Below are 20,336 nucleotides of genomic sequence, written 5' to 3' on the forward strand. Positions count from 1 at the left end.
AAAATGCTACAGCGTCCTTTGCGCGTCCGCTGGACGCGCGGCGCTGTAGCGCTGGCAGATTTCAGTCGAACAGGCTCGACACCGATTCTTCGGTCGCCGTGCGCGAGATCGCCTCGCCCATCAGGTCGGCGATGGAGATGACGCGGATGTTGCTGGCGTCGAGCACCGCCTGGGTCGGCTGGATCGAATCGGTGATGACCAGTTCCTGCAGTTTCGAGGCGCCGATGCGGGCGATGGCGCCGCCCGACAAAACGCCATGGGTGGTGTAGGCAGTGACGCTGGTGGCGCCGCCGGCAAGCAGTGCATCGGCCGCATTGCACAAGGTGCCGCCCGAATCGATGATGTCGTCGATCAGCAGGCAATCCTTGCCGCGCACGTCGCCGATGACGTTCATGACTTCCGATTCACCGGGGCGCTCGCGACGCTTGTCGACGATGGCGAGTTGAGCATCGATGCGTTTGGCCAGCGCGCGGGCGCGGACCACGCCACCGACATCCGGCGACACAACCATGACATTGGCAAGCTGCTTATATTTCGCCTTCACGTCGCGGGCCATGACCGGCACCGAGAACAGGTTGTCGGTCGGGATATCGAAGAAGCCCTGGATCTGGCCGGCGTGGAGATCCAGCGTCAAGACGCGATCGACGCCCGCCCGCGTGATCATGTTGGCGACCAGCTTGGCCGAGATCGGCGTGCGGCCCGAGGCGCGGCGATCTTGCCTGGCATAGCCGAAATAGGGAATGACCGCCGTGATGCGCTTGGCCGACGAGCGCATAAAGGCATCGATCATGATGAGCAGTTCCATCAGGTGATCGTTGGTCGGGAACGAGGTGGACTGCAGGATGAAGACATCCTCGCCGCGCACATTCTCCTGGATCTCGACGAAGATTTCCTGATCGGCGAAGCGCCTGACGCTGGCTTTGCCCAGCGGGATGTTGAGATAGCGGGCGACCGCTTCGGCCAGCACCCTGTTGGAATTGCCCGCGAAAAGCTTCATGCACCGTTCCTGGTGAAGGATGGAGACTCTGGCAGACTCTCTTGAGCCCCTTAGTCGGGCTTTTAGCGGCCCGTGCCGGTATTGCAAGCGTCGTGAGCGGAATCCGCAGGCTAATCTCAATAAACGTCTACGACGAGGGAAGCCGGCAACATGTCAGCCCGCCAGTCACCCCGCTTGGCCGCCAAGCCATGTGGCAAACTGGTCGATCGTCTGGTCGGCGATCGCCTGCATGGTCTCCGGCGCGACCGCAGCCCAGCCTTCGCCACCATTGGCCGAGGGCGCCTTCTGCTGGCCGTTGATGCGATGCAGCCGGTTGCCTGCCGGGTCATAGACGTCCCAGACATAGATGACGGTGGTGTCCTTGCCTTCCGACATCGTCGAGAAATAGCCCTTCAGCACGTGCGTAGGGGTCTGGCCGGCGCTACCGGCCAAGGTGATGCCGCGCTGCTTGGCTCGCGTCTGAAGCTCCGCGGTCAGCGGTGTCGCGGCTTCCACCGAGGCGCCGACGATCGGGGCTACCTGCAGGCGGGTTCGTGCGATGACGGCGGCGCTCTTTGCGGGCTGCGAGGGGGCGGAAGGCTGTGCCGTTGCGGAAGGATGGGCGGTCGTTGCAGGTGTGGTGGGCGTTGCAGCCGTGCCGGTTCCGGTCGTTGGTACGGCCTGTGTCGACTGCGAGGCGATGGCGGAGGGTTCGAGAACGTCCTTCGCGTTGGTGCAGGCGGCCAGCGTCAGCGCCGCGAGCAATGACACGGTCGTCACATGCGATCGCCTCATTTGCCTCAAAACTCCCTGGCGATGAACGCCCCTTGCATTCTTACCATTATGGATTCATTGCACAATCAAGTCGAGATCATGGCGGGACAGCGGTTTCGGCTGCGATTCGGTCGTCAGATACGTACGGCCGAGCGTCATTGCCGTCTCGGTTTCGGAGTCCATGATGATCATGTGGGCGAACAGCGTCATGTTTGGCGCGATGGGTTCGGGATTGCCCTGATAGAACATCGGCATGTCCATCCATGATGGGGTGAAGCGGGCGCCGAGCGAATAGCCGCAGGCGTTGAGCCGGTGTTTGGTCAAGTTGTGCGCCTCGAGCGTGCGGGCATGCGCGTCGAACACGTCGCCGAAGGTATTTCCGGGCGTCATCACCTTTTCGACGGCCAGAAGTGCGGCGCGCGCGGCATCGAACAGTTCCTGGTGACGTTTCGACACTTTGCCGGTCAGCACCGTGCGCATCATCGCAGCATGGTAGTGGTGGAAGACGCCGGCCCATTCGAGCGTCACCTGGTCGTTCTTGCTCAGCTTGCGACGGCCAGCCTTGTAACGGCAAAGCAGTGCGTCCACGCCAGAGCCGATGATGAACTCGTTGGCCGGATAGTCGCCGCCGCCCGCAAAGATCGCGCCCTGCATGGCAGCAAGGATCAGGGCTTCGTCGCCACCCTGCTTGATCAGCGGCATGGCCGCATCCAGCGCGTCGTCGGCGAGATTTGCGGCCTTTTCCACCTTGGCGATTTCGGCCGGGCTCTTGAACAGGCGCAGCCGGCTGACGATGCCGGACGCGTCGGCGATCTGGCCAAAGGTCTGCAATTGCTCGTCCAGGCGCCGGCCATTGTAGGCGGTCAGGCCGTGGGTGTCGTATTCGACTCCGATGCGGGCGCCGAGCAGGTCGAGATCGTTGAGCAGATTGCGCAGGTCGATCGCCGGATTGGCGCCGTCGCGATCGGTCCACAGCACGATGTTGTCGATAATCGAGGTGTGGCGCGCCTGGCGCAGATCGGCCGAGCGCGTGAGCAGGATCATCGAACCGTCTGCCTTCACCACCAGGCACTGAAAGAAGCAGAAGCCGAACGTATCGTAGCCGGTCAGCCAGTACATGCTCTCCTGCGCAAACAGCAGGACGGCATCGAGCTTCTTCTCGGCGATCTCGATCATCAGCCGATCGCGCCGCGCGTCAAATTCCGACCGTTCGAAATGCAGCGCCATTATTCAGTCTCCAAAACGATTGCCGAAATCTGCCGCCCGTAATCCGGCTCCTTGCGATGGGTGCTGCGCCGGTAGGAATAGAACAGATCCTCCTCGGCGTAGGTGCAGCGGCCAAGCCCATCGGCGGTGACGCCGGCTCGAGTCAGCCGATCGACCGTATAGAGGTTGAGGTCGAACATTGCATGTCCCGACTTCGCGGACGGCGCGAAATAGCCGATGTTGTTGGCTTCGGCCTCGACGAAGCGGGCGACGAATTCCGGTCCTACCTCGTAGTTTTTGGGGCCGATGGACGGACCGAGAACCGCAACGATGCGCTCGCGCCGGGCGCCGAGGCCCTCCATCGCGGCAATGGTGTTTTCCAGCACGCCCGAAAAGGCGCCCTTCCAGCCGGCATGGGCTGCGCCGACGATACGCGCCTCGGCATCGGCGAACAGCACCGGTCCGCAATCGGCGGTCGAGGCGCCGACTGCGATGCCTGGCCGGTCGGTCACGACGGCGTCGGCCTTCGGCCGCACGCCGGGAAAAGGTTCCCTGACGATGACGACATCGGGCGAATGGATTTGGTGGGCGGTCAAGAGATGGCTCGCCGGCACGCCCATCCAGTCGGCGACGCGGCGGCGGTTCTCGGCTACCCGCGTCTGGTCGTCGCTCGAGCCGGTGCCGATGTTGAGGCCCCGATAGATGCCGCTGGAGACGCCGCCGAGGCGGGTGAAATAGCCGTGGCGAATGCCTTGCGCCCGCGCCTTTTCCAGCAAGGGCGACCGAACGGGATCCGGTTTGGTCTGATTCAGCATGGCGGCGTTGTTGTCCGTGTGGGCGATTTCGTCAAGCGACAGTCCAAAAATCGGCGACATTCCAAGATGAGCTACAGTCCAAAGATGGGCGACAGTCCAAAATGGGCGACAGTCCGAAATTGGGAGAGTGGGAGAGGCGGCAGCGAAAAGTCAATCCGCCGTTGCAAAAGGCGGAACGGCGATGCCGGCAGGGAGGACGGCAAGCACCTTGAACAGGTCGCCCATGGCTTGCGGGCCGGCGAGGCGTTCGACCTCGCCTGCAATCTTTTCGCGAGCCGCCTCATTGGCGTTGGCGCCGAGCTGGCCGGCGCGTTCGAGAAGACCCATTTCCACCAGGAATTCGCCTTGCGTGGAGAGATGGGCATCGAGGCCATGCGTCCGCACAATCGCGGCAAGGGCGGCGAAATCGACATGGGCGGTGAGATCGGCTTCGCCCGGATTGGCCAGCACATCTTCGTGATCGTGCTTGCGCACGGCCTGCAACGTGTCGCCGACCCCTGGTCGGAGGTAGCCATAGTCGAGGAACAGGCCGGCGCCACCGAGCCGGGCCAATCGCTCAGCGATGGTCGCCATCAGCGCGGCTCGGGCCGGCGCGACCTCGACGATCGCGCCCTGTGGCGCGTTTTCGGCATCGTCCGGCAACAGCGTCGGATCGACCGAGCCGGCGCCGGCGAAGAATTGCAATTCGTCAGCGTCATCGAGGCCGATCATCCGTTCGCGCCAGCCTGTTCCGGCACGGACGAACTGGCGGATCGGCACCGCATCGAACAATTCATTGCCGACGATGAAAAGCGGGGTCTGCGGCAGCGCCTCGATGCTTTCGTGCCAGCCGATCGCGGTAGGCGTGGCGGCAAGCGTTTGCTTCTGGACATCTGCAAGCCTCGGGCTGGTTTCGATCATGGCGAACGATGCGCCGGCGGTCAGCGCCGGATCGAGCCGCGAAAACGTGCGCAGCATGTCCTTCATCAATGTGCCCCGGCCGGGGCCGATCTCGGCGATGGTGACCGGCATCGGCCGGCCGTTCGTCAGCCAGGCTTCGTAGAGCCAGACAGCGACCAGCTCGCCGAACATCTGGCTGATTTCCGGCGCGGTGACGAAGTCGCCGGCAGCTCCGAACGGCTCGCGCGTCGTATAGTAGCCGTCCCGCGGATCGAACAGGCAAAGTGCCATATACTGGTTGACGGGGATCGGCCCCGCCGCACCGATCAGCTCGACGATGCGGGCTTTCAGTCGGGTCATACCGGCTGTGGCTGTGTAACCGGCTTTGCCGTCGCCATCGCCCAGATGCCGGCCAGCAGCATCGGCAGCGACAGCACCATGCCCATCGTCAGCCAGCCAGTGCCGAGGAGGTAGCCGAGCTGCTGATCGGGCTCGCGGAAGAATTCGACGAAAATGCGTGAGAGACCGTAGCCGGCGATGAAGGCGCCGCCGACGAAGCGCGGTGTCTTCAGCTTGAGCCGCGAATGGGTGAGGAAGCGCAGGACCAGAAACAACACCAGGCCTTCGAGCAGCGCCTCGTAGACCTGGCTCGGATGGCGCGCGAATGGCCCGCCATTGGGGAATTCGACCGCCCATGGCACGTCGGTCGGCCTGCCCCAGAGTTCGGAGTTGATGAAATTCGCCATGCGGACGAGGCCAAGGCCGACCGGCACGCCGGCCGCCACCACGTCGAACAGCGACCATGTGCGGATACCGCGCGACCAGGAAAACAGCGTCATGGCGAGAATGACGCCGAGCAGCCCGCCGTGGAACGACATGCCGCCCTGCCAGACGGCAAGGATATCGAGCGGATGGGCGATGTAACGTGGCAGGTCGTAGAACAGCACGTAGCCGACACGCCCGCCAAGCACCACGCCGATGGCCGCCCACACAATGAAGTCGTCGAGATCCTCGGGCTTCATGGGCACGGTGCCGCCGGGCCAGAGCCTTGCATTGGTGACGAGCCGCTTGGCATACCACCAGGCAAAGAGAATGCCGACGATGTAGCCGACGCCATACCAATGCACCGCCAGCGGCCCGATCTTGACGATAACCGGGTCGATATTGGGAAAGGGCAGGGCGGCCAACGGCAGCATAAAATATTCGCTCAACAGGATCTCCCGGTTGCGATCATGTTCGGGCGCGACCATGCGGCAGGGTTTTGGCGGGGTCAAGGCGACGTGGATGCTTGCATTCCGCGTCGCGCGCCACTACGTCAAATCGAGCAAGCGAGGATTTGCCATGTCGACCGGACCGAATCGCATTCTCGATGAATTCGCCAAGCTGATGACCGACGCTGCGGGTGCCGCGCAAGGCGTGCGCCGCGAAGTGGAAACCGCCTTCAAGGGGCAGGCCGAGCGCGTTCTCAACTCAATGGACCTGGTGCAGCGCGAAGAATTCGAGGCCGCCCGCGATATGGCGGCGAAGGCCAGGGAGGAAAACACCCGTCTCGCTGCGCGCATCGAGGCGCTCGAGGCGAAGCTCGCCGAATTGACCGGACAGGCCGCACCTGCGGCTGCGGCAAAGCCCAGATCAAAAAAATAATCGTTAAACTTTTCCACAAAGCACAATCGCAAAAAGCGCTTTGTCGTGAATCGCTTACCGGCATTGCGTGAATCTTTGTGACAGCGGCTTTCCACATGCGAATGACGCAGTGCGAAAAATTGGGCTGGTCACGCGACTCCCGATCAATACACTGAATTTGTTGCATGATTCGGAGCAGGGTCATGCGCCGGGCGGTGGGGTCCGGTCTGGGGTCTTTGCGTTGACGAAGTCCCGGCCGTCCGAGTTCTAGACAGGATTGTTCGTTGTGTGTGCCCCCGCGGAGCGTGTGGCGCTCACTAGAGCGACGTGCGTCCACTTGGACGCACAAAGTACGCTCTAGAACTTTGAACGTTCGCGTCGTGCTTTCCGAAAATCGAACCGATTTTCGGGCCGATGCGAAGGAACGACAGGAAGCATTCATGGAACTTCTCGAACTCGAATTCTCCCGCGAAATCCATCCCGTTGATGTTATCGAGCAGGTGGCCCACAACAACGACTGGTCCTTCGAGCGGGCCGGCGACGACGAGATTTCGATTTCGGTTGCCGGAAGCTGGACCGACTACCACGTCTCATTCTCCTGGATGGAGGATTTCGAGGCGCTGCATCTGGCTTGCGCTTTCGACATCAAGGTGCCGGAGGCGCGCGCGCTCGAAGTGATGCGGCTGCTTTCGCTTATCAACGAGCAGATGCTGTTCGGCCATTTCGACCTCTGGGAACAGGAAGGCGCGATCATGTTCCGCCAGTCACTGCTGCTCGCCGGCGGGGTCGAGCCGTCGAGCCAGCAGGTCGAGGTGCTGTTGTCGTCGGCGCTGGAAGCCTGCGAATGCTATTTCCAGGCGTTCCAGTTCGTCGTCTGGTCGGGAACCTCGGCCAAGGATGCGCTCGCCGGCGTCCTGTTCGAGACCTACGGAAACGCCTGAGCCAGACCTGACCCTCAATGAGTTCGAGCAGCCAGCGCAAGCCCGAGATCAGCTTCGCCGATTTCGACCGGGTCGATATCCGCGCCGGCACGATCGTCGAGGCCGAGCCGTTCCCCGAGGCGCGCAAGCCGGCGATCAAGCTGAAGATCGATTTCGGCCCGGCGATCGGGGTGAAGAAATCGTCGGCGCAGATCACCAAATATTATGCGCCCGAGACGCTGATCGGCCGGCAGGTGTTCGCGGTGGTCAATTTTTCGCCGCGGCAGATCGGACCCTTCATATCGGAAGTGCTGACGCTTGGCTTTCCCGACGAGGAGGGTGCTGTCGTCCTCGGCGCAATCGAACGCAGGGTGCCTGACGGTGGCCGACTGTTCTAGCAAGGCCTTCTCAGGCGGCTAGTTTTCGCGTGGTGCCCAGCGCCTCTTCAACCGTCTCCAGGAACATTTCCGCGCAGGCCTTCCAACTATAGCGCATTGCCCGTTGGCGCGCCTCGGCGCGGTCGACCTGGAGCGCGGCGAGCGCGGCTTCACGCAAATCGTTCGACACCGCTCCGCCAACGCCGTCGCCGACAATGTCGATCGGTCCGGTCACCGGATAGGCTGCGACCGGCGTGCCGCTGGCCAGCGCCTCGATGATGACATTGCCGAACGTGTCGGTGCGGCTGGGAAAGACGAAGACATCGGCCGAGGCGTAGATTTCGGCCAGTTCGTCGTTCGGGCGGTGGCCAAGGAAATGGGCATCGGGGTATCTGGCCTTGAGCCCGGCCAACTCCGGTCCCTCGCCGACGATTACCTTGCTGCCGGTCAAATCCAGGTCGAGGAAAGCGGCCAGGTTCTTTTCGATCGCAACGCGGCCGACACAGAGGAAGATCGGTCGCTTGAGCCCCAGATCCTTCTGCTTGTCCGGGCGGAAATGGTCGGTGTCGACGCCGCGCGTCCATGGCCTGAGCTTGGTGAAGCCGCGCGCCGCCAGATCGTCCGCCAGCGATTGTGTGGCGACCAGTGTGCCTTGTCCGGAATTGTGGAAATCGCGAAGCCAGCGATAGGTCCAGGCTTCCGGTATTGGCAGCCGCGCGCTCAGATATTCCGGAAAGCGCGTGTGATAGCTTGTCGTGAACGGCCGGCCGGCCTTGCGGCAATAGCGCCGCGCCATGATGCCGAGCGGGCCTTCGGTGACGATATGGATATGATCGGCGTTGCGCGCTTCGATCAGGCGCGCGACGTGGCCTGGCCTCGTCAGCGCCAGCCGGATATCCGGGTAGGTCGGCAGGGGCAAGGTGCGAAATATGTTCGGGGTCAGGAAGTCCGTCTCGACGTCGAAGGATTTGAGGGTTTCTGAAAGCCGTTCCAGCGTGTGGACGACGCCGTTGACTTGCGGGCGCCAGGCGTCGGTGACCATCAGGATGCGCATAGCAGCCCTTTGCTTGAAAGGTCGTCGCTTTCCTTGACGCGAGGCCGCAAGGCCGAATCAATCAGGATCACGCGCTTCATGCGCGCTCTTCAGCATGGTTTCATGACGCCCCGATGAAGGCATAGCCGATGGCCGTCTACAACCCAGGAAAGCACGATGCGTAGGTTCAAAAGTATCAGAGCGTACTTTGTGCGTCCAATTGGACGCGCGTCGCTCTAATCAGGCCGGAACCTTGATGACGGCGCGCAGGCCGCCGAGCGGGCTCTTGTCCAGCATGATGTCGCCGCCATGGCTACGGGCAATGTCGCGTGCGATGGCAAGGCCAAGGCCGGTACCGCTGGCATCGAGATTGCGGGCCTCGTCAAGCCGCACGAAAGGCTTGAACACGTCCTCGCGCTTTTCGGGTGGAATGCCCGGACCGTCGTCGTCGATGGTGACGAGCAGCGAGCCGCGGCCGTGGTTGGCGTTGATCTCCACCGTCTTGGCGTAACGGAATGCGTTGCCGACGACATTGGACAACAGCCGGGTAAAGGCGTGGGGCCGCACATGCAAATTTGGGTCGCCGGCGAGCGTGGTCGACAGTTTGCGTTTGCGCAGCGTGGCCTCCTCGCCGAGCTTGTCGAAATAGGCTTCAAGATTGAAACGGCCGGCGTCTTCCGTCGCCTCGCCGCGGGCAAAGGCGAGATAGCCTTCCAGCATCGACTGCATGTCATCAATATCCTGGCCGAGCGCCTCGGTGTCGGCCTTGGTCCCGGTCAGCGCAAGCTGCAGCTTGAAGCGGGTGAGGATGGTTCTCAAATCATGACTGACGCCGGTCAGCATGGCGGTGCGCTGTTCGAGCTGGCGTTCGATACGCTCGCGCATCTGGATGAAGGCAAAGCCGGCGCGGCGAACCTCCTCGGCGCCGCGCGGACGGAAATCGAGCGGCATCGGCCGGCCCTTGCCGAAACTTTCGGCGGCCTCGGCCAGTGTCAGGATCGGCCGGATCTGATTGCGCAGGAAAGGGATGGCGATCATCAGCAGCACCAGCGAGGTGCCGACCATCCAGATCAGGAAAATGTGCGTGTTCGAGGCATAGGCCTGGCTGCGGCGCACGAAGGCGCGCAGCACCTTGCCCTCGAGCTGGACACGGACCTCGATGATATTGGAATTGCCGACCGTATCGATCCAGAACGGACGGTTGATCTGATGGGTGATCTCGGACGAGAGAATTTCGTCGAGGATCGAGAAGAACGGCTTTGGACCGGGCGCCGGCAGCGGATCGGGCGGAAGCAAGTCGATCTTCAGCTGCATGCGATCCTGCGCGATGCGGATGATGTTGGCGTAGTCGGCGTCGTTCGGATAGGTTTCCACCAGGTCGACGATTGCGGCAATGTCGCGGACCGTGGCCTGCGACAGGCGCTGTGTCACGGTCTGCCAGTGGCGTTCCATAAAGACAAAGGCGAGGACCGATTGCAGCAGGATCATCGGTGCGATGACTATGATCAGCGAGCGGGCATAGAGCCGCTTCGGCATGTAAAGCGAAACGAGGCGCCAGAACCGTTTCCAGGCGAGCGGCACCGCCTTCAGTGCCCGCGTGGCGCGAGCGCTCAAGCCGCGATCTCCCGGCCGTTCCAGTTGCGTGGTCGCCATTCGCCCTTTTTGCTCATCTTCAGCCACTCAACAAGGGGCTGTGGGCGTCAGTCTATTCCACGCTGAGCCGATACCCAATACCGCGCACGGTCTGCAGCCAGACCGGATTGGACGGATCGCGTTCGATCTTGCGGCGCAGCCTGTTGATCTGGACGTCGATGGTGCGTTCGCCGACTTCGGACTCGTCGCCGACAAGCTCATGACGCGGTATCGTTTCGCCGGCCCGCGCCGCGAAGATCGCCAGGATCTCCTGCTCGCGGTCCGTCAGCTTCAGAGCCTCGCCGCCGCGCTTGAGCTCCCGCCTGGCGATCTGGAACGTGTAAGGGCCGAAGACCAGTTGCTCGACTTTGGGCGTCGTTGCCGGACCGCCGCGGCGCAGGATGTTGTTGATGCGCAGGATCAATTCGCGGGGATCGAAAGGCTTCGGCAGATAGTCGTCGGCTCCGGCCTCGAGCCCGGTAATCCGGCTGTCGGTCTCGGAGAGCGCGGTAAGCATCAGGATCGGCACGTTCTTGCTTGCCCGCAGCGCCTTGGCCAGATCGACACCGGTTTCGCCCGGCATCATGATATCGAGCACGAGGAGATCGAAATCGAGGCCGGCGAGCTTGCGCCGCGCTTCGCCGGAATTTCCGGCAACGGTGACGCGAAAGCCGTTTTCGGTCAGATATTGTTTGAGAAGATTGCGGATACGGGTATCGTCATCAATCACCAGCAGATGCGGCGCGTCGTCGTCCGGTGCTGCCGGTTGATCAACCCTTTCAATGGTCTCCATGGCTTTTCCCTGACGTTTTTGCGGGCACAATGTCGATCTGCGCTCTTAACTCCGGATTGACCATTGCTTCCAGGAAGCGCTCGATCAAGGTGCGTTCGGTGGCTCCGGCATCTTCCAATGCAGCATGGATGCGGCGTGACTGTGGCCGTGCAAGCGCCAGTGCCAGAGCGCGGCCCTTGGCTGTCGGATAGAGCTCGCGCTGGCGGCGGTCGCGCGGGCCCTGCAGCTGGACGATGTGGTCGGTGTCGATCAGCTGCTTGAGCACGCGCGCCAGGCTCTGCTTGGTGATCTTCAGCACGTCGAGGAGTTCGGCGACCGTCAGGCCAGGCCTGCGATTGACGAAATGCAGAACCCGGTGATGGGCCCGGCCGAAGCCATAGTCGGACAGGATCTGGTCCGGATCGGAGGTAAAATCGCGATAGGCGAAAAAGAACAGTTCGATGATAGCAAAGTCGATGCCGTCCTCGTCGGTGATCGCCGTCCTGATCGGTTTTCCGGCTGGGTGGCTGCGATCTGTCATCTTTTCTCCGTGCGAAAGGGAAATTATGTCAGTACTATTGACGTAATTTCCCGGCAATGCTAATTTTTGACAAGCTTTTCGGCGGATTGCGAACGAAAAGGCAAGGGAAGGCCGTTTTTCCGGAACTTCCTGTGTTTGCCAGAGCTTATATATCCGCCTACGCTTCGAGATACCGGCCGCCCGGTGCGGCTGACAAGAAACGCGCAACGATAATGTGCGGGCGGCCGCCCGCGGGAGGTTACCATGGCATCCGTTCCCTTTGACCAAATGGACGGCTTCATCTGGATGAACGGCGAGTTCGTCAAATGGGCCGACGCCAAGATCCACGTGCTGACCCATGGCCTGCACTACGCCAGCGCGGTGTTCGAGGGCGAGCGCGCCTATGGCGGCGAGATTTTCAAGCTGACCGACCACAGCGAGCGCCTGCACGAATCGGCACGCCTGCTCGGCTTCAAGATTCCCTATTCGGTTGCCGAGATCGACGACGCCTGCCGCACGCTGTTGAAGAAGCAGGGTTTCCAGGATGCCTATGTCCGGCCGATCGCCTGGCGCGGCAGCGAACAAATGGGCGTTTCGGCGCAAAACAGCCGGATCAACTGCGCCATCGCCATCTGGCAGTGGCCGAGCTATTTCGATCCGGCACAGAAGCTGAAGGGTATCCGTCTCGATCTGGCCGAATGGCGCCGCCCCGATCCGCGCACCGCGCCGTCGAAATCGAAGGCTGCCGGCCTCTACATGATCTGCACCATGTCCAAGCATGCCGCCGAAGCCAAGGGCTATGCCGACGCCATGATGCTCGACTGGCGCGGCCAGGTTGCGGAAGCGACCGGCGCCAATATCTTCTTCGTCAAGGACGGCAAGATCCACACGCCCACCCCCGATTGCTTCCTCGACGGGATCACCCGCCGTACGGTGATTGGCCTTGCCAAGGATCGCGGCTTCGAGGTGATCGAGCGCACCATTATGCCGGAAGAGCTCGAAGGCTTCCAGCAGTGCTTCCTCACCGGAACAGCGGCCGAGGTGACGCCCGTTTCAGAGATCGGTCCATACCGATTCGAGGTGGGTGAAATTGCCAAGACTCTGATGAACGACTATTCTGCAGCCGTTCAACCCAAGCACGCAATCGCAGCAGAATAACGAAAGTCACAGCTTTTTTTATAAGTAGGGGCGGTTTTCGGGCCGCCCCTTTTATTTAAGCACTTCTGCATTTGACTTTCGTCCAATTCGGCGTCTCATGATGTTGTCGGCCCGGGAGGCTGGCAGCTATGGAGGGACTGGTAATATGGACATGAACACGCTTCTTCCGATCATTGTTCAGGTGATTATGGGTATCATCGGCGGCCAGGCGGTGGGCGCGGCGCTCAAGACAGCGGCAGTGGGGCAGCTTACCAAAATCCTGGGCGGCGCCCTTGGCGGCGTCGGCGGTGCGGCCATCCTCGGCAGCCTGCTCGGCGGTGGCACGATCGATCCGGCTGCGGCTGCAGCGGCAACGAGCGGATTGGGCAGCGCGCTGAATGTGCAGAACATCCTCGGCGGTGCCGGTGGTGGCGCCATTCTGACGGCCATCATCGGCGCGGTCATGAATGCGACGAAGAAGTCAGCCTAGCGGTTTCGGGCTTTTGCATGGGCGGCTTCGGCCGCCCATTTCTTTTTTGCGTTGTGGCGACAGCCGGATGCGGTGGACGACGTTCGCGTGTGGATCTACATCAGGGGCGACACAGCGAAAGGACGATCATGGGTCAGCTCAACGCCGGCGTCGTGCCGGTCACGGCCTTCCAGCAAAACTGCACCATCCTCTTCGACATGGACGACAGACAAGGCGTCGTCGTCGATCCGGGCGGCGACATCGAGAAGGTGCTGGCGGTGCTCAAGGACAATGCGATCAACGCCGGCGCGATCTGGATCACGCATGGTCATATCGACCATGCTGGCGGCGCCATGGAGCTGAAGGAGGCGCTCGGCGTCGAGATCATCGGCCCGCATGAGGCCGACCGTCCGTTGCTTGCCAATCTCGAGAAACAGGCGAAACACTACGGCATCACCGATCCGGTGCGCAATTGCGTGCCCGACCGCTTTCTCAGCGACGGCGATACCGTCTCGTTCGGCCAGCACGCGTTCGAAGTCTTTCATTGCCCCGGCCACGCGCCCGGCCATGTCGTCTACTACAATCGTGCTGCTAAGTTCGCTCATGTCGGCGACGTGTTGTTTCGCGGCTCGGTCGGTCGGACCGACCTGCCGGGCGGCGACCACGCCGCGCTGATCGCCTCGATCAAGGACAAGCTTTTGCCGCTCGGCGACGACATCGGCTTCATCTGCGGCCACGGTCCCGGCGGCCGCTTCGGCGAGGAGCGCCGGAGCAATCCATTCCTGATTTAAAACGCGTTGCGGCTGAGGAGCCTACGCGACGCGCATCGGTCTCCTGCCTTTATGCATGCCTACGACCAAGAAGCGCTGGCCTGGCGGACAGCGCTTGTTTGGGGGCAGGGAAGCCTCAGTTCGCGGTGCAGAAATGCTGTTCGCCGTCATAGCCGGTGAACGTGCCGGTGCGGGCGTTGAAAGAGCGATAGCGATCCGAACAATATTCATACCAGCCACGGGTCCATGGCTCGGCATAGCCGTCATTGTAGACGACTCGCGGTTCCGCGTAGTAGCGGCGCACCGGGGCGGGCCGTGGATAACGACCATAATCGTCATAGCCGGGGTCGTAATAGCTGGGCTGCGGGTTGTTGAGCGCACCAACGATCAGGGCGCCGGCCGCGAGGCCAAGGACGCCTGCCGCGATCGCATCGCCATTGCCACGATGGTGGTGCCGGTGACGCCAGTCACCAGCGCTGGCCGCTGGCAAAGTCGCGAGCGTGGTCGCAACAATCGCGGCGGACAGGATGGTGGTCTTGAAAATTCGGTTCATGTCGGTCTCCTTCGTGCCGGCCCGGTAATTTGGGGGATGCGGTCCGGCTTTACCGAAGCTAATAGGCGACCGTGGCTGAACGGGGGCTGAACGAAATTGACGGGATGGGACCAGTCGATATTCGATCAAGCATGGCGCAAGGCACAAATATCGCACGCTCAACAAGGAGCGGACCTGCGCGACGGGACCGTCCGACGCTGTCTCGAACTCGGCTCAGCCGATCGACAGGTTGACGGCTTTCGGACCCTTGCCGCGCTTGTCCGGCTCGGTGTCGAATGTTACCTTCTGCCCATCCTCAAGACCGGGAAGACCCGACGCCTGCACGGCCGAAATGTGGACGAAGACATCCTTCGCGCCATCATCCGGCGTGATGAAGCCGAAGCCTTTGGCATGATTGAAGAATTTGACGGTGCCGGTCTGCGGCATGGGAAGCTCCTTTGATCCCATAAAGTCCAGTCTCGGGCCGGCAAATGCCCGAGTGGAAATTTGTCCTTTATTTTAGCGCTATCGGCAAGAGAAAGTTTTGCGAGCATTGGCATGCCGCCCTGCCACGAAAAAGGCGCGACGAAAACCGCCGCGCCTTCGAAACTCGGGTCCGGCCCTGAAAGCCGGTTCAAGGCCTTTGGAGGGCCTCGGGGCACATTCCTGGCACGTCCGAGCGGACGTGCGCGCGCCGACGGTTCAGTCCGCGCGGAGATTGACCGCCTTCGGTCCCTTGCCCATGCGGTCGGGCTCGACGTCGAACGTGACCTTCTGGCCATCGACCAGCGTGCGCAGGCCCGAGGCCTCGATCGCGGAGATATGGACGAACACGTCCTTGGCGCCGTCATCTGGCGTGATGAAGCCGAAGCCTTTGGTCGCGTTGAAGAATTTAACGGTGCCGGTCTGGGCCATTGGGGAAACTCCTTCACCCGTGTCAGTCTTTGTGGTTTGCCCGCCGCCTGACGCCGTGGGCAAGTCCGGTGGTTGCTTCGGCAGTCATGCATTGGCGCATGGTCAAAACCCCCCGCCGAAAAACGGGGCCGTCAGAGATTCACAGTATCGGGGAAAGGTCGTCCAAAACGTTCCGCTCTCCGGGTCGCAAATGCCCGAACACGAAATTTATCGCACGGAAAGGTGATCGTTGCAAGGTAGCGTCCGCGGGCCGCCCAATGGACGCATGGCATCGATAGGACGGGGTGCTCGCCCGGTCATCAGCCGGGCGCCTGGCCACGCATGGTCCAGCGGGCTGGGAGCTTGCAAACAGGGGTTGCATTTGGCGGTGGAGTGGCGAGGATCGGCTGGAGTGGAGCGCGCGCGTTTGCACCGGAGCGGGGGCTCGAGGGAGATATAGTTATGAAATTTCTTGCGGCAATCTTCTCGCGGCAGGGTTTTGCCATCGTGTTGCTGTCGGCAGTTCTTGCAGCCTGCACAGCGGTGGTGGTGGAGGAAGGACCGGGGTACCGCCCGCCGAGGCCGGGGCCGCAATTCTGCACCAAGCAGTATGATCCGGTCTGCGCCCGGCGCGGTGGCGACCGCCAGACCTTCGCCAATGCCTGCCTTGCCGAGCGGGCCGGGTATCGCATCATCCGCGACGGCCAGTGCCGCGACGGCGGCGGCGGTGGCGAAGAGCAGACATTCTGCACGCGCGAATATGCCCCGGTCTGCGCACGCCGCCGTGGCGAATTGCGCACCTTCCCCAACGCCTGCGAGGCTCGCGCCGCCGACTATCGCATCGTCGACGACGGTCCCTGCTGAGAGGCTGGTTTCCTCCTCGTCTCCGGACGGGGAGGAAGCCATCTATCAACCGGACACAGGCAGGTGAGGGTAGCTGGCGCCTCCTGCCTCTACGCCGGCAGCCTCGCCTTATGGCAATGGCGATGAACTCGGCCCTAGCCAATCCTGACCATATGGCTTCGACGTCGTGTGATCTTTGATCCGATCGCGCGGTGGCTGGATGAATGCCGGGCTGCTCGTCCGTCCGCCGCTAGCCCTTGGACTTCGGCTTCAAACCGGCTTCCGCCTGCTTGACGGCCGAGCCGAAAGGCGAGGCCGGCTTTGGCGCCGCCTTGTCCTTCTTGGGCTTGCGTGTCTCGCGGTTGCTGCGCTGTTGACCCTTGGCCATCTGTTGGTCCTCGTGATTGGTGGTGGTGGCGCCTGATGTGGGCCTAAAGCGCGTCGCGTTGAAACGATTCAGCCGACGCGCTTTAAGCATTGTTCTATGCATGTCGTTGTCCCAAAACCGCTTCGCACTTTTGGGCGACATGCATTAGGCGCTCGGATTGTCGGCCACTTCGAGATTGTCTTCCGTGGTGACCCGCTCGTAGGTCTCCTCGTCGCTGCGGATGCGGTATTGCGGCGAGCCGTCCTTGACCGGCAGCTTGCTCTTGATTTGGAACAGCTCTGCGGTCTTCTGGACAAGGCCGATGCGGCTCTTCATGCGAACGGTCTGGCCAATAGCGAAAAGATGCGCGGGCGTGTCGGTGCGCGGGCGCGCGTTCTGCTGGAAGCGGATCATGCAGCATTCTCCTGGTCGCGCCTCAGCGCGGTTTCGAGTTCGGCGAGGTCGATGGCGACCGATTGGCTGGTCTGGCTTTTCACCGTCCTTGCCGGCAGATGGATGAAGGTGGCGACACGGCGCCAGGCAAGCCACGACATGCCATCGATAAGTTCCTCATCGTGGTCGATGTCGTAGTCGCCGGCCGGCAATTTTCCTTCCAGGCCGCCGAGCATGAAGGGTGCCTCGAAATGCGCTATGGAATGGGTAGTTCGGCCAGCCATTCTCGTGCCTCGAAGTCTCGTTTCCGGCTTGGATCCGATAGGTGGTGCCCGCTTTGCGGCACCGGGACTAAATGTCGTGTGTCCCTGTATCGGCAATTTGGGTATCGGCGATCTGGAATGAGTTTGGCGGGTCGAGAACCTCTGACGCCGCGAGTTGCCAAGCTTGGCCCAAAAAACGATCTCAATTCTTTAATCCGAAATTGCGGTTTATTCAAGAAGATTCCTGCCGGATCGTGATCCATTGACAAAATTCGCTCTCTATAATTATTTGTAGAATGCTGATATGATTCAAGAGCTTTCTGAAAATGTCTGAGACGTCTCCGGAACATTTGTACCGGCATCTATGCTTTATTTCGTTTGAAAGGAAAATTTCATGATCTCTGTGAAAACCCCGAGTGGCGTAACCGTAACAGTCAATCCCATCGTCAAGCCGACCGTCGGGCCTGCGAAAGTGATGTCGGCGCGTCTGACGATACGAAGTGACGAGGCAGCAAGGCGAAAGATCGCCGACACCGACGGCACGGTGCGGCGGGCCAGACAGGTTGCGGAGACCAACCGCCTGATCTGACAGTGCCTACAGCGCGTTTGCGCGTCCTTTTGGACGCGCAAAGGGCGCTGTACTACTTTGATTTGCATGATCCTTTTCGAACCTCCGGTTCGGGTCATGCGCTGAGGAGCTTGATCATGACGCTGAATTTTCCCAACCGCAGCCGCTCCTATGACGCGGCGGCCAAGCGCATTCGTTTCGTCGGCCATGACGGCATGTTCGAAGTGCCGTTCTTTGTGGAGATTGCAGCGCTTTCGGCGGCAAGTCCGGCCACCAGTGGAGCGGAAGGCGAGTATCTCAGCGCCTTCGATGCGGAGCGTTCGTCGATCCAGGATGTTGCGCGCGAAGCCTATTCGCACGGTCGCAAGAACATGTATGTGCTGACCCAGGCCGATTTCCGGTAAGCTGGCCTGCGAACCCTTGAACCTGCCGCGCCGATGGCCTAGATCGCGGCAGGCGGACAAAACACGGCAGGTTTCCCATCAACAGAGATCCGAGAAGACCGGCAGGCGCGGGCGCCAATTTCGGCTCAGGCGGACAGCCGCCGCTAGGGCTCGACCAGCGCGTGCAGCAGGCGCTGCAATTGCATCAGGCCGGCCGCCGGCAAGAAGCCGAGATGCTCTATCGGCAGGTGCTGGCGCAAAAGGCCAATCACGCGGCGGCAGCACATTTCCTCGGTTTGCTGCTGCACCAGACCGGGCGCAGCGCCGAAGGACTCGATCTCCTCGAACGGTCGGTGCGCCTGCAGCCCAAGAATCCAGATTTCCTCAACAATCTCGGCACGGTGATGCGCGACCTCGGCCGTGTCGGTGCAGCCGTCGATTTCTTCCGTGGCGCGGTGGCGCTGCGGCCGGACCAACTCGCGGCGCGCGACAATCTCGGCTCCTCGCTTAAGCAGCTCGGACAGTTCGAGGGCGCGGAGGAGATTTATCGCGGCACCATCGGTCGCAACCCGTTCCATGTGCGCGCCCGAATTGGGCTTGCCGAAACGCTGCAGGAGGCTGGGCGGCTCGACGAGGCGCTTGCCGTCTTCCGCGAATCACTGGCAATTCGGCCGAAGGACGCCGATTTGCTGCACGGTCTGGGCGTCGGGCTGATGGAGAAGGGCAGCCTCGGAGAGGCGGCGGAGCATTTCCGGCAGGCGCTGGCGGTCGATCCCGGCATGGCCAGGGCCTGGCTGATGCTCACCCAAGTCAAGCGCCAGCAGGAGCGCGACGCCGAGCTTGCCGGGATGGAGGCGCAGCACGCCAAGGCGCCGGAAGGCAGCCTGGCGCGCATGCAGCTTTCCTTCGGCCTCGGCAAGGCCAATGACGATTTGAAGGATTATGGCCGTGCCTTCGATTATTTCGCCGAAGGCAATGCGATCCGCCGCACGGGCATCGACTACGATGCGGCCAAGACACGCGCCGAATTCGAGGCGATGAAGGCGGTGTTCGACAAGCCCTTCTTCGACAAGCACAGACCGAGTGGGATCGCCGACGATACGCCGATCTTCGTCGTCGGCATGCCGCGCTCCGGCAGCACGCTGATCGAGCAGATCATCGCCAGCCATCCGCAGGTCTATGGCGCCGGTGAGCTCGGCATATTGAAGACGGCGCTCGGCAAGCAGTTTCCGCCTGCTATGAAGGGCGGCTTTCCCTGGGGCATCGCCGACATGCCCGACAAGGCCTATGCCGAGGCAGGCCAGGCCTATCTAGACCTGCTGCACGCCCGCTATCCGGGTTTCCGGCACATCACCGACAAGATGCTCGGCAATTTCCTTTTGGTAGGCTTCATCCATCTGATGCTGCCCAAGGCCAAGATCATTCATTGCGTGCGCGATGCGGCGGCGACATGCCTGTCGATCTACAAGGTGCATTTCCGCGGCGACAGCCACCGCTACGGCTACGACCTCGGCGAGCTCGCCGATTTCCACAATCTCTACACCGATATGATGGCGCATTGGCGCACCGTTCTGCCTGATGTCGTGCATGATGTCCGCTACGAAGATTTCGTCGCCGACCAGGAAGGGCAGACGCGGGCGCTGATCGCCCATCTCGGCCTGCCATGGGACGATGCGGTGCTGTCGTTCCACGAGACCGACCGGCCGGTGCGCACGGCGTCGGCGGCGCAGGTGCGCCAGCCGATGTACCAGGGCTCGGTCGATCTGTGGAAACGCTATGGCGACCGGCTCAAGCCGCTGCTCGACCGCCTAGCGTAATGCGTTGCCGGCATACAACTCGATGAACGGCTGAAAGCCGCCGAAGATCATGCGCTTGCCGTCGAATGGCATCGTCGACAAGTCGCCGTTCAGGCGCGGATCGGCCATCACTTTGGCCATCACCGCATCGCGCCTCTGCCGCGATTCATAGACGACCCAGGAGAAGACGACGACCTCGTCGTCCTTGGCCTGAACGGCGCGCGGGAACGAGGTGACCTCGCCATAGGGTACATCGTCGCCGATGCATTCGACAAAGGCGAGCGCACCATGCTCCTTCCAGACGGCGCCGGCTGTTTCCGCCAGCTTTTTGTAGGCATCGAGATTTGCCTTGGGCACGGCAAGTACGAAACCATCGACATAGGACATTGTGGTT

The 20,336-nt window shown here is 61.9% G+C and carries 27 protein-coding genes; 10 read left to right on the forward strand and 17 right to left on the reverse strand.

All coding sequences use genetic code 11. The features are described from left to right. Positions 1-61: 61 nt before the first annotated feature. From ACWTU8_RS01130 to lgt, 6 genes are all read right to left on the reverse strand, one after another. The gene (locus tag ACWTU8_RS01130) at positions 62-997 is read right to left on the reverse strand and encodes a ribose-phosphate pyrophosphokinase (RefSeq protein WP_065011960.1); all 936 of its coding nucleotides are present in this window, start codon (positions 995-997) and stop codon (positions 62-64) included. A 165-nt stretch (positions 998-1,162) separates the two neighbouring features. Beyond that, on the reverse strand, positions 1,163-1,771 hold the full coding sequence (locus ACWTU8_RS01135) for a hypothetical protein (RefSeq protein ID WP_095519186.1): 609 nt from the start codon (positions 1,769-1,771) through the stop codon (positions 1,163-1,165). 54 nt (positions 1,772-1,825) lie between these two features. Further along, positions 1,826-2,977: a M24 family metallopeptidase gene (locus tag ACWTU8_RS01140; RefSeq protein WP_292311010.1), complete on the reverse strand. Its 1,152-nt coding sequence runs from the start codon at positions 2,975-2,977 to the stop codon at positions 1,826-1,828. Further along, positions 2,977-3,771, reverse strand: coding sequence for a peptidoglycan editing factor PgeF (gene pgeF, locus ACWTU8_RS01145; protein ID WP_455846710.1), 795 nt, complete (start codon positions 3,769-3,771; stop codon positions 2,977-2,979). Before pgeF ends, ACWTU8_RS01140 begins: the two co-directional genes overlap by 1 nt. A gap of 150 nt (positions 3,772-3,921) precedes the next feature. Next, complete coding sequence (locus tag ACWTU8_RS01150) at positions 3,922-5,010, reverse strand: class I SAM-dependent methyltransferase (protein WP_455846711.1); 1,089 nt, start codon at positions 5,008-5,010, stop codon at positions 3,922-3,924. After that, a complete protein-coding gene (gene lgt / locus ACWTU8_RS01155; RefSeq protein ID WP_455846712.1) occupies positions 5,007-5,861 on the reverse strand; it encodes a prolipoprotein diacylglyceryl transferase in 855 nt (284 codons plus the stop codon). The genes ACWTU8_RS01150 and lgt overlap by 4 nt, the downstream gene beginning before the upstream one ends. Positions 5,862-5,991: 130 nt before the next feature. On the opposite strand from lgt, the gene ACWTU8_RS01160 reads away from it, so the two are divergent. The 3 genes from ACWTU8_RS01160 to ACWTU8_RS01170 all read left to right on the forward strand — a co-directional run bounded on the left by ACWTU8_RS01160 (position 5,992) and on the right by ACWTU8_RS01170 (position 7,591). Further along, a complete protein-coding gene (locus tag ACWTU8_RS01160; RefSeq protein WP_065012050.1) occupies positions 5,992-6,294 on the forward strand; it encodes an accessory factor UbiK family protein in 303 nt (100 codons plus the stop codon). A gap of 419 nt (positions 6,295-6,713) precedes the next feature. After that, complete coding sequence (locus ACWTU8_RS01165; protein WP_006202532.1) at positions 6,714-7,214, forward strand: type III secretion system chaperone family protein; 501 nt, start codon at positions 6,714-6,716, stop codon at positions 7,212-7,214. A 17-nt stretch (positions 7,215-7,231) separates the two neighbouring features. After that, positions 7,232-7,591 carry a tRNA-binding protein gene (locus tag ACWTU8_RS01170; protein WP_455846713.1) on the forward strand — a complete coding sequence of 120 codons (360 nt, stop codon included), beginning with the start codon at positions 7,232-7,234 and terminating at the stop codon, positions 7,589-7,591. A gap of 10 nt (positions 7,592-7,601) precedes the next feature. On the opposite strand, the gene ACWTU8_RS01175 is transcribed toward ACWTU8_RS01170, so the two are convergent. The 4 genes from ACWTU8_RS01175 to ACWTU8_RS01190 all read right to left on the reverse strand — a co-directional run bounded on the left by ACWTU8_RS01175 (position 7,602) and on the right by ACWTU8_RS01190 (position 11,548). Further along, positions 7,602-8,624 carry a glycosyltransferase family 4 protein gene (locus ACWTU8_RS01175; protein WP_455846714.1) on the reverse strand — a complete coding sequence of 341 codons (1,023 nt, stop codon included), beginning with the start codon at positions 8,622-8,624 and terminating at the stop codon, positions 7,602-7,604. A 219-nt stretch (positions 8,625-8,843) separates the two neighbouring features. Further along, positions 8,844-10,256, reverse strand: a complete 1,413-nt coding sequence (locus ACWTU8_RS01180; RefSeq protein ID WP_455846715.1) for an ATP-binding protein — start codon at positions 10,254-10,256, stop codon at positions 8,844-8,846. Positions 10,257-10,308: 52 nt separating this feature from the next. Continuing rightward, the gene (locus tag ACWTU8_RS01185; protein ID WP_036267167.1) at positions 10,309-11,028 is read right to left on the reverse strand and encodes a response regulator; all 720 of its coding nucleotides are present in this window, start codon (positions 11,026-11,028) and stop codon (positions 10,309-10,311) included. Continuing rightward, on the reverse strand, positions 11,015-11,548 hold the full coding sequence (locus ACWTU8_RS01190) for a MarR family winged helix-turn-helix transcriptional regulator (protein WP_029349986.1): 534 nt from the start codon (positions 11,546-11,548) through the stop codon (positions 11,015-11,017). Before ACWTU8_RS01190 ends, ACWTU8_RS01185 begins: the two co-directional genes overlap by 14 nt. Positions 11,549-11,791: 243 nt before the next feature. Here ACWTU8_RS01190 and ACWTU8_RS01195 point away from each other — a divergent pair, with 243 nt between their 5' ends. From ACWTU8_RS01195 to ACWTU8_RS01205, 3 genes are all read left to right on the forward strand, one after another. Continuing rightward, positions 11,792-12,685: a branched-chain amino acid aminotransferase gene (locus tag ACWTU8_RS01195; RefSeq protein WP_029349987.1), complete on the forward strand. Its 894-nt coding sequence runs from the start codon at positions 11,792-11,794 to the stop codon at positions 12,683-12,685. Between the two features lie 145 nt (positions 12,686-12,830). Continuing rightward, positions 12,831-13,154, forward strand: coding sequence for a hypothetical protein (locus ACWTU8_RS01200; protein ID WP_065012051.1), 324 nt, complete (start codon positions 12,831-12,833; stop codon positions 13,152-13,154). A 128-nt stretch (positions 13,155-13,282) separates the two neighbouring features. Next, positions 13,283-13,924 carry an MBL fold metallo-hydrolase gene (locus ACWTU8_RS01205; protein ID WP_455846716.1) on the forward strand — a complete coding sequence of 214 codons (642 nt, stop codon included), beginning with the start codon at positions 13,283-13,285 and terminating at the stop codon, positions 13,922-13,924. A gap of 115 nt (positions 13,925-14,039) precedes the next feature. On the opposite strand, the gene ACWTU8_RS01210 is transcribed toward ACWTU8_RS01205, so the two are convergent. The 3 genes from ACWTU8_RS01210 to ACWTU8_RS01220 all read right to left on the reverse strand — a co-directional run bounded on the left by ACWTU8_RS01210 (position 14,040) and on the right by ACWTU8_RS01220 (position 15,350). After that, positions 14,040-14,456, reverse strand: coding sequence for a BA14K family protein (locus tag ACWTU8_RS01210; RefSeq protein WP_095519179.1), 417 nt, complete (start codon positions 14,454-14,456; stop codon positions 14,040-14,042). Positions 14,457-14,669: 213 nt separating this feature from the next. Continuing rightward, complete coding sequence (locus tag ACWTU8_RS01215) at positions 14,670-14,882, reverse strand: cold-shock protein (RefSeq protein WP_006202521.1); 213 nt, start codon at positions 14,880-14,882, stop codon at positions 14,670-14,672. Between the two features lie 255 nt (positions 14,883-15,137). Further along, positions 15,138-15,350, reverse strand: a complete 213-nt coding sequence (locus ACWTU8_RS01220; RefSeq protein ID WP_023799871.1) for a cold-shock protein — start codon at positions 15,348-15,350, stop codon at positions 15,138-15,140. Positions 15,351-15,791: 441 nt separating this feature from the next. On the opposite strand from ACWTU8_RS01220, the gene ACWTU8_RS01225 reads away from it, so the two are divergent. Beyond that, complete coding sequence (locus ACWTU8_RS01225) at positions 15,792-16,193, forward strand: Kazal-type serine protease inhibitor family protein (RefSeq protein WP_029349995.1); 402 nt, start codon at positions 15,792-15,794, stop codon at positions 16,191-16,193. A gap of 229 nt (positions 16,194-16,422) precedes the next feature. Here the strand turns inward: ACWTU8_RS01225 and ACWTU8_RS01230 are convergent, their stop codons facing one another. The 3 genes from ACWTU8_RS01230 to ACWTU8_RS01240 form a co-directional block, all read right to left on the reverse strand. Further along, entirely contained in the window at positions 16,423-16,560 is a 138-nt protein-coding gene (locus ACWTU8_RS01230) for a hypothetical protein (protein ID WP_166487881.1), read from the reverse strand. A 144-nt stretch (positions 16,561-16,704) separates the two neighbouring features. Then, positions 16,705-16,953 (reverse strand): hypothetical protein, encoded by a 249-nt coding sequence (locus ACWTU8_RS01235; protein ID WP_065011972.1) that lies wholly within the window; start codon positions 16,951-16,953, stop codon positions 16,705-16,707. After that, a complete protein-coding gene (locus ACWTU8_RS01240) occupies positions 16,950-17,216 on the reverse strand; it encodes a hypothetical protein (protein ID WP_455846717.1) in 267 nt (88 codons plus the stop codon). Before ACWTU8_RS01240 ends, ACWTU8_RS01235 begins: the two co-directional genes overlap by 4 nt. A 373-nt stretch (positions 17,217-17,589) precedes the next feature. Here ACWTU8_RS01240 and ACWTU8_RS01245 point away from each other — a divergent pair, with 373 nt between their 5' ends. From ACWTU8_RS01245 to ACWTU8_RS01255, 3 genes are all read left to right on the forward strand, one after another. Continuing rightward, entirely contained in the window at positions 17,590-17,784 is a 195-nt protein-coding gene (locus tag ACWTU8_RS01245; RefSeq protein WP_029350000.1) for a hypothetical protein, read from the forward strand. Between the two features lie 116 nt (positions 17,785-17,900). After that, positions 17,901-18,167, forward strand: a complete 267-nt coding sequence (locus ACWTU8_RS01250; protein WP_455846718.1) for a DUF1488 domain-containing protein — start codon at positions 17,901-17,903, stop codon at positions 18,165-18,167. A 161-nt stretch (positions 18,168-18,328) separates the two neighbouring features. Next, the gene (locus ACWTU8_RS01255; protein ID WP_455846719.1) at positions 18,329-19,963 is read left to right on the forward strand and encodes a tetratricopeptide repeat-containing sulfotransferase family protein; all 1,635 of its coding nucleotides are present in this window, start codon (positions 18,329-18,331) and stop codon (positions 19,961-19,963) included. On the opposite strand, the gene ACWTU8_RS01260 is transcribed toward ACWTU8_RS01255, so the two are convergent. Further along, positions 19,955-20,329 (reverse strand): DUF1428 domain-containing protein, encoded by a 375-nt coding sequence (locus tag ACWTU8_RS01260; protein ID WP_455846720.1) that lies wholly within the window; start codon positions 20,327-20,329, stop codon positions 19,955-19,957. The genes ACWTU8_RS01255 and ACWTU8_RS01260 overlap by 9 nt on opposite strands. Between the last annotated feature and the right edge of the window lie 7 nt (positions 20,330-20,336).

This window comes from Mesorhizobium sp. BHbdii, assembly GCF_053848045.1.